Raw genomic sequence first — 11898 nt, 5'->3', positions numbered from 1 at the left:
GCGCTTGTGGTTCGCCGCCAAAACAGTGAGGGCAACCCATCGCAATGCACAATCATGCGCCACTGTGCACAGCCACCAATCACGCAATAGGGCCAGTGATTTGCCAGCTATAGGTCCAGACGGATTCCGTTGCTTGTCAGCTGAAATCGCAGCTCATACGCTTTTTCCGGAAACAAAAGGCGGCGACAGAACTGCCTGAAACCCAGTGGAATGAGACGGTCACCAAATGCCAGCGCGCTTGTGAGCAATACCTGTTGTTAGCGCTTGGCAGACCCACAAACATAACGGAGTGGAACCATGGCGTTGAAATCGAAACTTGGTGGTGCAGTTGGGCTTCTGGCCCTGATGGGGGCGTTCCAGCCTGCAGCAGCAGAGGAATTGACAGTTGCTTATTTTCTAGAATGGCCGATGCCGTTCCAGTACGCCAAGGCAAAGGGGCTCTATGACGAAGCGCTGGGCATGAAGGTGAACTGGGTTTCCTTCGACACAGGCACCGCGATGTCGGCAGCGATGGCTTCCGGAGATGTTCAGATCGCAGTCAGCCAGGGTGTTCCACCTTTCGTCGTCGCGACATCCGCCGGTCAGGACCTGCAAATCGTCGATGTGGCTGTGAGCTATTCAGAGAACGACAACTGCGTCGTTGCTGAAAAGCTTGAAATCGATAAGGACAGCGCCAGCGAGCTCGCGGGCAAAAAGGTCGGTGTTCCGATCGGTACGGCAGCTCACTATGGCTTCTTGAAGCAGATGGAGCATTTCGGTGTCGATATCGGCACAATGGATGTTGTCGACATGGCACCGCCCGATGGCGCTGCGGCTTTTGCCCAAGGCAGCCTCGACATGGTCTGTGGATGGGGCGGTGCGCTCCGCCGCATGAAAGAGCATGGCAATGTCCTGCTTACAGGTGCGGAGAAGGAAGAGCTCGGCATTCTGGTCTTTGATGTGACATCTGCGCCTGCAGACTTTATCGCAGAGGAAAGCGACACCCTGGCCAAGTTCCTCAAAGTGACGGCCGATGCCAATGCAATGTGGAACTCCGGCGACAACACTGCTGAAATGCTTCCTGTGATCGCAAAAGACGCAGGTATGTCCGAAGATGACACCTCGAGCACCATGGCAACCTTTGTATTTCCGAGCGTTGAAGATCAGCTTAGCGCCAAGTGGCTCGGCGGCGGGTCGCAGGAATTCATGAAGGGCGTTGCGGAAGTGTTCGTGAATGCCGGCAGCATCCCGTCTGCACGGGATTCCTATGACGGCGCGGTCGACACGTCTGCGCTCGGTGCTGCCGCCAACATGTAAACTGCGGTTTCGCGAAAACGGTGCAGCGGGCGGGAAGCCCGCTGCCCATCCAGGCTGGGCAACCGGGAGAGTGAAGTGCCGCTTTTATTAGACAATATTTCCATGCGCTTTGACCTGCCAAATGGCAGTTCGATCCAGGCGCTTAAAGATGTTTCCCTCACTCTGAACGACGGTGAATTGCTCTCCGTTCTTGGTCCCTCCGGGTGCGGCAAGACAACGCTTTTGAATATCATCGCTGGTTTTCTGGCGCCAACTGACGGTCAGGTTGTTCTGAATGGCGAGACGGTAACAGGACCGGCGCCTGAACGGGGCATGGTCTTTCAAAAAGGCGCTTTGTTTGAATGGATGAACGTGCGCCATAATGTCGACTTCGGCCCCCGAATGAAGGGAATGGCGAAGAAAGAAAGAGATGAGATTACTGATCATCTCCTGGAAATCGTCGGTCTGCAGGATTTCAAGGAAAAAGCGGTTTATGAACTCTCTGGCGGGATGCAGCAGCGGGTTGCGCTCGCAAGGTGTCTGGCCAACGAACCCGATGTCATTTTGATGGATGAGCCACTCGGAGCGCTGGACGCGTTGACACGCGAGAAGATGCAAGGACTCGTTCTGAAGCTTTGGAAGGAGACCGGCAAAACCGTTATCCTGATCACCCACTCGGTTGAAGAAGCGCTTCTGCTCGGTGAACGCCTGCTGGTTATGGCGCCAAGGCCCGGGCGGATACACAAGGAGTATCAGCTTCCCTTCGCAGATAGTGCCGTGAATGCGGATCTTCGTGAGGTGAAGCGGGAAAAGGGCTTTTCTGAAACACGCGATGAAATCCTCAACATGATTTGGGAAATGGAAGAGGAAATCATGGGCCGCGCGGAGGCTGCCCAATGACCATTCTCATTGCCTATATCGCGATTTTTGCGGCCGCCTTTTTCATCGTTCATTTTTTCACGCTCAGGATTGTTCACCGGAACGACTTCACCAGCTTGAAGACCGTGACGTTTGGGGACGAGAGTGCCGTTAAGGCAAACCGGATCGCCTCCGTTATCTCAGTCCTTGCTGTCTTCTTTATCTGGGGTGCCTTCACAGGTTCCAAACTGACCCCAATCCATGTGCCCGGACCGTATATGGGCACCACCGAGTTTACCTACACCGCTGAAAATGCGGCCGGAGAGACCGACAGCGCGACTGTGACCGTCGTGGTGCACAAGCTCGGGGAAGATGTGGAGCTGCCTGAACCGGCCCCGAGTAGTGGGTTTGCGCAAAACGATGTCGATAGCGTTGCCGCGTGGCGGAGTGGTCTGATCAGGGTCAACCGTAACGATGAGGGCCGTGAGGACGAAGGCTTCAAGATCACCGCCATCGATGGTCAGCCAATTGCTGTTGGATCACCTGTATCTGTAGCAGATGGTTCGGTCGCGCTGACAGCAAAGGGGTCGCTGAACTTTACCCCGGACAAGGGCATGCAGATGGAGCCCATATGGCTTCCATCACCAGAGGCTGTCTGGCACCGGTATGTTGAGATCTTCGGGGATGGCTATCAGGGCATTACCTTGCTTGACCATCTGGGCTGGTCGCTGCTGCGAGTATGCGCTGGGTTCCTTCTTGGCAGCCTGATCGGCATCCCGCTTGGGTATGCTATGGGACTGTCCGGCTGGTTCCGGGGGTGGTTTGATCCGATCGTCGAGTTTATGCGGCCCGTGCCGCCCTTGGCCTTGATCCCGCTGGTGATCATCTGGTTCGGGATCGGCGAGTCCGGCAAGATTATCCTCCTGTTTCTTGCCGCTCTTTGGATCATGACGATTGCCGCGCGTGCTGGAGTCTCAGGCGTCAATATATCCAAGGTTCATGCCGCTTATTCCCTCGGAGCGTCCAAATCGCAGATCCTGTGGCACGTAATCGTGCCCAATTCATTGCCCGAGATTTTCACCGGTGCCCGGGTTGCGATGGGCGTTTGTTGGGGGACTGTGGTCGCTGCTGAACTGGTGGCTGCTGAAAAGGGCGCCGGCAAGATGATCGTCGCAGCCAGTAAGTTTCAGCTTACCGACATTGTGATCATGGGGATCATATTGATCGGTGTGATTGGGTTTGCCATTGATGTCTTGATGCGCCGCGCTGAAAACTGGCTCGTTCCGTGGAAAGGCCGCAGCTGATGCAGCGGTCAAACCAGGACATCAGCTGAATTTTGGAATCAGTTTCTTCAAAGTCCTGCGGAATGGTCCGCGGGACTGATAGGCGGTGAATGCTAATTGGCCAATCGGGCCTGCTGTGACAGTGACATTTGTGAGCGGGATTTGCTCTGCCCCAAAGGAGAGCTTGTAGGGCTCGTCACCGATTGTGAAATCGAAAATCGTGGTCCCCAAATCGGCTTCATGCCGGATCTTTTCATTAAGGCCGAGCAGTCCAAGCGAGTAACGCTTCATGTCCTCATCATCGACAAAAGCTGCCAGCAAAAACAGGAAACGGCCATTGTGACGGACGCCGAAATCGATCGACATGATCCGACTTTCGAGTTTGCCGACGAAGGTTGAAGTCATGCCGGTTTGAGCGCCCTTGACCGCAAGGTTCCGGTAGAATGCGAAATACTCCGGTCTTGAAAACAAATCTGTTTCGTAGCGGCCAGCGCGAAGATCCCGCATGATCTCGAACGCGTTCTCGATGTCAGCCTCATTGGAGAGTTCGCTGTATTCAAGCGGGCCATGATCTTTCTGGAACCCGCTCAGCTTTCGCCTCAATCCTTTGCGCATGTTTTTCGAGACATGCGTCTTCAGCCAATGATCGTGCGTCTGTTCGATTTCGACTTCATAGGAGCTGCTGATGTTCGGGGTTTTTCTTGCTTTGGAAAACAACTTCGACGCGTCAAAGGTGGACGGTGGTTGCTTGCGGAAGAGCAGAATATGATACGGCTTCATGGCCGTAAGGATTTTGCTCGCGAGCCCAGGAACAGCACAGACGTCTTCCAGGCTTTTTTGCGATCCGATTACCGCATTGTAATCGGCCACTCCAAGATCCGCCGGTTGAATGATCTGAATTCCAAAATACGTTTCTCGCACTAGCGGCAGAATTACCTCTGGTTGCTCCTGACCCTCGCGATAGATTTTCATGATTATCGGTTCTGCGCCGGAACCCGGGACAAGGGTTTTGTAGAATTCATGAAGCCAAAGCGGACTTTGAAAGGCCGTTGCCGCCGCGCTTTCGAAAAGAGCTGAATACTCATTGGATAAAAAATCGTATTCCTTACAGACTTCAATCCGGTAGCCGGAATGAACACTGATGTTCTGATGATCCATAACAGCGTTTCCTAGTCGGCTGTTCGAGAAGCCGGACGGTGGAGCAGGGCATTTATCGCGTCCTCGTCCAATGTTTGCGTACGCGGGTCGACAATGCCGAACCCATCCGAATAATCCCAGTGCGTCCAGCCGATACAACGGGCTTCGGCTTCCGTTGTAACCGCCTGCAGCCAATAGAGACGATCGTTTCGCGGGGCATCGTAAGAAAGTACGCCAAACTCATTTATGACAACAGGAAGCCCATACTTCTGCGACCAGTTATCAATTGTCGAAAAAGCGTTCTGGACGTCTTTTTTCGTCCATGGTTCTTCGAAAACCTGGCGAATTTCCTCAGCGGCTTGGTCATGCCCTTCCGCCTGGAGCCGGGAGACCAGCGATCTGATCCGGGCATCGTTTTCTTTCGTTGGAAAAGGGACGCCAATGGCAAGGCGTGCCGTATCGTCCGGCGGGTGCCATTCGGCACCCTGATGGGTAAAAATGAATGGATCGTAGAAATGAATTGCGTAAACGGTGTTACCATCTGTCAGAGGTGGAAAGTTCGCCAAACTTTCATGGCGCATGGGGCCATGTGGGCCAACGACGAACGTATGATTTGGAAGCCAGTCGCGTAGTTGTCTGGAGAGCCGTCGGGTGTGGTCCTCCCAGATTTCTGGCGACGTATCCGGTTCATTCAGAAACTCAACGGCGACCTTTGCTGGATTGGTGCCTTCCAGCACTGATGAAAGATAGCGCCAGCTGTCTTCGAGCCGTCGGTATCCTTCGTCCGGTGCCGTTCGATAGACGTGGTTGAACGTCCCGTCCGGGTGAAAATCGACCGTTACCGTAAACCCGATGGCGAGCAGGTTTTGCACCATAGCTTGGAGTTCGTCGGAGTACTTGGAAAGATCCTCGGATCCCCAGTCGCCCGTATTGAACGCGTTATGAAAAACGGGGAGGCGGATGTGCGTAAAGCCGTTTGTATAAAGCAGCCTGAGAGTGCTCAAATCAGGACGGTAAGCAATGTCATTAGCATCCCAGTTGGGTAGGTTCACACCGCGCGCCATCGTTTCGAGAAGCGCAGGATTTTCAAATGCCGGAAAGGTCTGAGCGGAAAAACAATGATCGGCATTTTGCGGACTGGCGTGTACACCTCCAAAGGCAGTCATTGGCAGGCATGCGGGCAGCACAAGCCTTGCCAGAGTACGCACCCACATACGGTCAGTCTCTCAGCATGATAAAAAATGCTTTGTGATTGGTTTGAAGATAACGCGGCCCGAGACGGCGTGGCTCCTGCATCGTCCTGTAGAGCCACTCCAGACCAAGATTTTGCATCCATTCCGGCGCGCGGGGATTCTTGAGTGACAGAAAATCAAAGAGCCCGCCTGAGGTCTTTATGACACCGACATTGGTCAGTTTCTTGAGGTTCCGAGATACGAACTGCTGCTCTCGGGGGACCCCCATGCCGATCCATAGAATATCGGGTGCGAGGTTGTTGATCTCCGAGACAATTGCATCTTCTTCGTTCGCGCCAAAATAGCCGTTTCTCCGGCCAACGACGTGAAGATCGGGATAGAATTTCTGGGTGTTGCTGACTGCCGCCGCGTTGGATTTTTCATCGGCGCCGAGCAAATAGAACGATGCGCCGACATCTTGAGCCACGAGCGCAACGTCGTGATAAAGGTCGGTCGTAGCGACACGTTCGATGTTCTGCAAACCATGTTTTATCCGCGCGATCCAAACCATCGGCATCCCATCGGCAAGGATCTGATCTGCTTGGAGGAATTCCTGGCGCACGGCATCGTCCTCGTCGCACATGACGATGACTTGTCCATTTGCAGACGTGGAATAATAGGGCTCTTCGGCTGAACCCCGCTTGGCGAGCGCTCGCGCAATCAGTGTCTCGGCCGCGGTCTTCCGATCTGTCCATGTGATTGGAAGCCCACCGAGAACCTCAACGACATGATAGGATTGGGCAAGCTGTGCGAGCTGCCGGGCGTCCCACTGACCATGTTTTTTTTGGTCTCTCTGAGTATGTCTTGGACGCTGCGGACTCATTATCTATTCGCCAGGCTCCGGAATTTTCGCAGTGTGCAAGATAACGTCAGGGAATTAACGTTCAGCAAACAGAAATGCTGGTTGGTAGAAATAGATTAGAGCGTTACCCAACGTAGCTTTTCTTCCACTTCTGACGATATTCCAGAGAGAGGGTCTTCGTTGATTGAGTGTGGTTCGAATTCTTCCTCTACAACGACGAACAGATCTGCAAACTCTGACAGGCGCTGGACTTGCCCGTGATTGCGCACCGGCGGAGCGTCAATGATCATGCAGGCATCACGAGCTGTGTTGCTGACTGAAAAGCCCTCAACGACCTCCAGGATAGAACGCCGGTTCCGGAAGTGGTTCGTTGCGATCTCCCCAGGATCAACAATTGAAAGTGCGCGAGCTGCAGGCAGGCCCAAGGAGCCGGGCGCTGTCCGGTGAGCGTCGATCAGGTTCTGGTTCTCAGTCAGCAGCAACACTGGAAGCCCGCGCTGTCCTGCAAGCGCTGCAATCCCAAGAACGACGTCACTCTGATCCAGCTTTGGCTCAAGCGAGCTTACAACCACGACTGCCCCTCTGCTTTGGAGGGTCTTCACGTCACGCCGAAGCGGACCGCGCTTCAGATACTGCGCAGTTTCCTTCGGATCGAACCTTTCATAGGTTTGGGTCTGGGCCCGGTGATGGTCGTGATCCTTCGCGCGGGCATGCCTTTGTGCGCGGATTGGGCGATCGGGAACCTCCTGAAAACCCATCTTCTGAATGGTCTCATTCAATCTGCCAACAGGCGCCGAAAAGCGCTTGCGGCCTTCTTTGAATTTGCGTCCGGTCTGTTTCCGTCTCCCAAAACCAAACAGCGATTGAGACATCGTCTTTGACGCGCGTTTTTTCTCTACAGGAGCACCTGTCATCTCACGTGCAAACGCATAAAGAACCGCGCAGCCCCCCGAAAAGACCAGAAAAACGAGCCCAGCAAGAACCCGACTTGGCCGGTTTGGTTTCAGCGGAGGCAAGGCCGGCGATGCGATCCGAGCCTGCCCGAGTTCCAGACCGCTCTGCTTTTCGGTTGCCTTGAACCGAGCCAGAAACTCTTCATACAGCTGTCGGTTTGCGGTTGCTTCACGCTCCAGGCTTGCAAGCTGAACCATGGCGCGTTCGGTTCGAAGGGCCGTTTGTTTCCTCTGATTGAGCTCGTTGGTCAAAGCTTGAAGAGTGGAATTTGCACTTTCAAGCCGCTCTTTTTGGATCGCAAGAAGTCTGCTTTGTTCCAGAGAGATTTGCCGTTCGATTCCAGCCAGCTTGCTGCGCTCTGAGGTCACGCGGGGATGACGGTCGCCGTAAACCCGGCTGAACTCGGAGAGGTTCTGGAGTATTTGGCCTCGTTCACGGCGCAGCTCTGCAAGCTGTGCTGCGTCCGATTGTTCGGTCGTGGACGGAAGACCCGCGCCTGTGCTGATCTTTTCAACCCTTGAACGGATGGCCTCTGTTTCAGCCTTCGCGGCAACAATCTGCTCGTTCAGTGTGATCAGTTCACGCTGTAACAATGTGCTGTCTTGAGTAACACCGATGATGCCATTCTCTGCCTTAAAGCTCGCAACGGCTTTTTCAGAAGTTTCAAGGTTTGACCTCAAGTCGTTCAGGCGTTCTTCCAGGGACGAAGCTGCAGTGGCGTTCGCGGTCACCAACGCATCGGTCTGGCTGTCTACGAAGGCTTGCGCGACTGCATTGGCGTAAAGAGCGGATTTATCTGGGTCGTTGGATGAGAACGATATTTCAACAATGAAGGTCGCGCCCACCCGATTGACTTGCAAACGCCGCTTGAAGGCCGCGAGCAATTCACGGTCGTCAGGACCTACAGAACGCGCAAAAACCGGATCGGTCTTGGCGTCCAGATCTTCCAGCACTGGGCGCAGAAACCCATCGGAATGAACGATTTGGACGATACTTTCCAAGAAAGCGGCATCTGATCCAATGCCCGGCAAAACGTTTTCGGTAAGTGTCACTCTGCGCTCGCGCGGGTCAACCAGAACAAGTGCAGTCGCTTTGTACGGGAACGGATAAAGCGAGAACAGGACAAGCGCGATCGCTGTCAAAACAGCCGTGATGATCGTGATGCGCAAAAGGTTCCGGCGGAAGAACCCGATGATTTGCGAGAATTCAATCAGACCCTGGTTGAATGCGCCGTATCGTTGTTTTCCGTCTTGTGAAAACGGACCTTCCGGAGTCTCTTGGTTCCAAGCTCCACCTGGAATGGCGGTCATGTCAAGGCGCTCCAGTCGTATCGAAAAGCACTCTAATCAAAACTAGGTTTGGCGCAGTGGTTCGTATGCGGGTTCGTCGGCTGGCAAAAACTTAGCAATCAATCAATAACTATCCGTTAAACATAACCGCCTTCGGTATGATGAAATGCATAGCACGACAGCCCCGGAGAGCTTGGTATTTGCGTGAGAACTGTCGATAAAAATCAATCCTATGGCCTGGTTTCTGAGGGGCCTGACTGGAGCCGGGAGCCGATGGGCTCGGTGGCTGCAGTGATAGGTGGTTTTGTGCTCATCGGACTGCCGGTTGCGGGGCATATTTTAAGCCCGCTGATCGCGGTTCCGATGGCTCTGGTCCTCAGTGTTCTCCTCGCGAACTACGCGCCGCGCACTGCATTGATCAGCGTCATCATTGCCCTGTTGTTTCAGAATTTCTTTGTTTCAATGGTTTCGTCTAACCTGAGCGGCCCGGATGAATTCAAAATCATTCGAGGATACAACTTTGTCATACTCGTATCGATTTGGTCCGCTTTCTTCGCCAGTTACTGGACCCGGTTTCGCGGACAAAACAGGTCCATCGATCTCATCATGAACCTGACCTTTGGCGCAGTTGGGCTCGTCTTTTTTTATTTTCTGATCGGTTTTGTTCAAAACCCGACTCCCGCTGTCATTTACCTCCGGAACATTCTGACGCCGATCCTCATCTTCCAAATTGCCTTGATCACCTTTTGGCGGTTTGAATTTGGCCTTACCGTACCGCTCTTCATCGTCGGTACGATCTTCCTTCTAATGGGATATATCGAACTTATTTTCCGGGAGGATTGGCTCTACTTCACCGGAGGTGAAAGCTACTGGGAGCTGGATATGCGATCGGCGCGTTTGTCACTTGAATGGGACCAGGAAGCGCGGGAAACCGGTTACGTCATGCTGGGCTTTCTCGATGCCTTTCGCGTCGATTTATTCAACACACCGCTGCTCTACGGATTGGACCTTCGAGTGACGCGTCTCATGGGGCCAAACATGCACGCGATCAGCTATTCCTATGCGGTGGCTTTTCTGCTTGTGTTCGCGCTGTTTCGTGGTTCGGTTATCATGGCGTTGTTGCTGTTCCCCTTGCTCGTCTTTGCCAATGCGAAAGGTGCCTTAATTCTGTTCATTTTGGTGATCGGAGCATGGTTCGCATTCAAGCTCTTTGGCGCGCGGATGAGCCTTTGGGTCACTGGGTTTGTATTAGCACTCTATGCCGTCGCTGGAATTTTGGTCGGGCTTCAGATCGGCGACTTTCACGTGCTTGGCTTCATGGGCGGGCTTTACAATTTTCTTGGTTTCCCCTTCGGACATGGCATCGGTGTGGGAGGCAACCTCGGTACCGACTTTTCTCAGCTGGACTGGCCTGCTTATCAGGCCGCTGGGCGCACGCCGGTCGCAATCGAGAGTGCGGTTGGAGTTTTGCTCTATCAAATGGGGCCAGCTGCGTTCTTTCTACTTGGAGTATACATCTGGCTCGGGTGGCAAACACTTAGGGTGGCTTCCTTTACAGGTGCATCTCTTCACATTGCCGCGAGTTTTGCTTTGTTAACCGTTCTTGTGAACGGAATTTTTCAGGAAGAGGCTTTATTCTCGCCACTCGCCCTCGGGCTATTGATTTCTCTAAATGGCATGGTTCTTGGCCAAGCCATCCGAAAGGGCTTTGTTCCATAGGCATGAAAAACCTGTTCGCCTCTCTGGCATCGTTCGCCCTTAGGTCGGAAACTCGAGGCGTGATCATCTCGATGATGGTCAAAGCTGCCTCTATCCTGTCGGCTTTCACCCTCTTCACCTTGAGCGCACGCGTGTTGGGTGAGGAGCAGTTCGGCCAGTTTGCGCTGTTTTTCAGTGCGGCTTCCATGGCAGCCGTTGCCGCAGCTTTCGGCCAGGAAATGCTGATCATCCGGATCTGGAACGAGAACGTTGCCGCCGGGCGAATTTCGGTTGCCAAAGGCGGGATCGTGTTTGGGTTGTTGATCTCGGCGCTGGGCGCAACTCTGGGCGCGATAGTGATGGCGGGGATTGTCTATTTCTACAGCAATTGGGCGGCAGCCTTGAGCGCTGGATTGTTTGTTGCTGCTGCTGTCTTCCTTCTGTTTTTCTCCAGTCTTGCCCGATCAATTGTCAGCATACTGGTCGGTGATGGGCAAAGAGAGTTGACCGCATTGCTGTTTGCAAACGTTGTGCTGATTTTCTGTCTCGTTTTTGACTGGAGCTCTTCCGTCACATCGGTTGTCAATTTGATTGTCCTCGGAAAAGTCGTGGCAATTGCCCTGCAGGTTTTTTTCCTAACCCGGGTGCTGCGCCGAATGTATCCGGAGATGTTTGCAGCCAAACCGGAGTTCGCCGTTGATCGCTGGCTGCCATCTTCCACGCGGCTCTGGTTCGCCAGTATTCTGGAATCCTCCAATCAGTATCTCGACGTCATTCTGGTCGGCTATCTGCTCGATCCGATTGCCGCAGGCGCCTATTTCGTTACGACGCGCCTTGCCAACGGATTTGCCTCCGTTGCGGACGCGTTCAACATGTTTGCCATGCGGCAATTTCCGGAGCTTTACTACAAAGCGGATGAGGGCGGTCTGCTGCGGTTGCTGCAGACCCTTGCCATCCTGACAGCGCTTGCGGTTGTCGGCGGTCTGTTTGTAGTTGGCGTTGCAGGTCACTGGTTGCTGATGATCTTTGGCTCAGAGTACATGGCTTATTACCATGTTCTGGTGATCCTTTGTCTCGGCAGCGCCGCAATGGCAGCAACAGGCCCGGCGGCGCCCGTTTTGATGTTGACCGGGCATGAGGGGGCTTATCTGCGGATCGTTGCGCTCAGCGTTTTCATTCGAGTGGCTGGCTTCTTTTTGATTGTTCCAATGTTTGGGATTGTTGGTGCAGCTATGACCACGACTGTTTCGCTTGTTGCAATGGCTGTTCTGGTTAGCGTCCGGTCTCGCACTGCGACTGGTTACAATGTCACGGCAACGCGTATAATGGGCGGATTGGCGCCGGATCGTATGAACGCGAAGGAATCGTGA

General features: G+C 53.8%; 9 protein-coding genes. 5 read left to right on the top strand and 4 right to left on the bottom strand.

Annotation, left to right across the window (positions count from 1 at the left end; all coding sequences use genetic code 11):
- The first annotated feature begins 297 nt into the window (after positions 1–297).
- The 3 genes from ACVDG4_RS15355 (at position 298) to ACVDG4_RS15345 (ending at position 3437) form a co-directional block, all read left to right on the top strand.
- Entirely contained in the window at positions 298–1296 is a 999-nt protein-coding gene (locus ACVDG4_RS15355; protein WP_447235717.1) for a taurine ABC transporter substrate-binding protein, read from the top strand.
- Between the two features lie 102 nt (positions 1297–1398).
- Positions 1399–2175: an ATP-binding cassette domain-containing protein gene (locus tag ACVDG4_RS15350; RefSeq protein WP_209174917.1), complete on the top strand. Its 777-nt coding sequence runs from the start codon at positions 1399–1401 to the stop codon at positions 2173–2175.
- Positions 2172–3437: an ABC transporter permease gene (locus ACVDG4_RS15345; RefSeq protein ID WP_209174581.1), complete on the top strand. Its 1266-nt coding sequence runs from the start codon at positions 2172–2174 to the stop codon at positions 3435–3437. The genes ACVDG4_RS15350 and ACVDG4_RS15345 overlap by 4 nt, the downstream gene beginning before the upstream one ends.
- 21 nt (positions 3438–3458) lie before the next feature.
- On the opposite strand, the gene ACVDG4_RS15340 is transcribed toward ACVDG4_RS15345, so the two are convergent.
- The 4 genes from ACVDG4_RS15340 to ACVDG4_RS15325 all read right to left on the bottom strand — a co-directional run bounded on the left by ACVDG4_RS15340 (position 3459) and on the right by ACVDG4_RS15325 (position 8851).
- Positions 3459–4574 carry a GNAT family N-acetyltransferase gene (locus ACVDG4_RS15340; RefSeq protein WP_447235716.1) on the bottom strand — a complete coding sequence of 372 codons (1116 nt, stop codon included), beginning with the start codon at positions 4572–4574 and terminating at the stop codon, positions 3459–3461.
- 11 nt (positions 4575–4585) lie between these two features.
- On the bottom strand, positions 4586–5719 hold the full coding sequence (locus ACVDG4_RS15335) for a glycoside hydrolase family 5 protein (protein WP_447235715.1): 1134 nt from the start codon (positions 5717–5719) through the stop codon (positions 4586–4588).
- 52 nt (positions 5720–5771) lie between these two features.
- Complete coding sequence (locus ACVDG4_RS15330) at positions 5772–6608, bottom strand: WecB/TagA/CpsF family glycosyltransferase (RefSeq protein WP_306147557.1); 837 nt, start codon at positions 6606–6608, stop codon at positions 5772–5774.
- 95 nt (positions 6609–6703) lie between these two features.
- Positions 6704–8851 (bottom strand): GumC family protein, encoded by a 2148-nt coding sequence (locus tag ACVDG4_RS15325; protein WP_447235714.1) that lies wholly within the window; start codon positions 8849–8851, stop codon positions 6704–6706.
- Positions 8852–9034: 183 nt separating this feature from the next.
- Between ACVDG4_RS15325 and ACVDG4_RS15320 the strand changes: the two genes are divergently transcribed.
- Both ACVDG4_RS15320 and ACVDG4_RS15315 read left to right on the top strand, forming a co-directional pair.
- Positions 9035–10549, top strand: a complete 1515-nt coding sequence (locus tag ACVDG4_RS15320) for a hypothetical protein (protein WP_447235713.1) — start codon at positions 9035–9037, stop codon at positions 10547–10549.
- Positions 10550–10608: 59 nt separating this feature from the next.
- Complete coding sequence (locus ACVDG4_RS15315; protein ID WP_409693845.1) at positions 10609–11898, top strand: oligosaccharide flippase family protein; 1290 nt, start codon at positions 10609–10611, stop codon at positions 11896–11898.

It is taken from the genome of Roseibium sp. MB-4 (genome assembly GCF_053005265.1).
Note: the sequence above shows the minus strand (reverse complement) of the source record. Positions and strands in the feature narration are given on the sequence as shown.

Excerpts from the sequence above, each read along its gene's own strand:
- ACVDG4_RS15355 (WP_447235717.1), top strand. The coding sequence starts at position 298 with ATGGCGTTGAAATCGAAACTTGGTGGTGCAGTTGGGCTTCTGGCCCTG.
- ACVDG4_RS15350 (WP_209174917.1), top strand. The coding sequence starts at position 1,399 with ATGCGCTTTGACCTGCCAAATGGCAGTTCGATCCAGGCGCTTAAAGAT.
- ACVDG4_RS15345 (WP_209174581.1), top strand. The coding sequence starts at position 2,172 with ATGACCATTCTCATTGCCTATATCGCGATTTTTGCGGCCGCCTTTTTC.
- ACVDG4_RS15340 (WP_447235716.1), bottom strand. The coding sequence starts at position 4,574 with ATGGATCATCAGAACATCAGTGTTCATTCCGGCTACCGGATTGAAGTC.
- ACVDG4_RS15335 (WP_447235715.1), bottom strand. The coding sequence starts at position 5,719 with ATGACTGCCTTTGGAGGTGTACACGCCAGTCCGCAAAATGCCGATCAT.
- ACVDG4_RS15330 (WP_306147557.1), bottom strand. The coding sequence starts at position 6,608 with ATGAGTCCGCAGCGTCCAAGACATACTCAGAGAGACCAAAAAAAACAT.
- ACVDG4_RS15325 (WP_447235714.1), bottom strand. The coding sequence starts at position 8,851 with ATGACCGCCATTCCAGGTGGAGCTTGGAACCAAGAGACTCCGGAAGGT.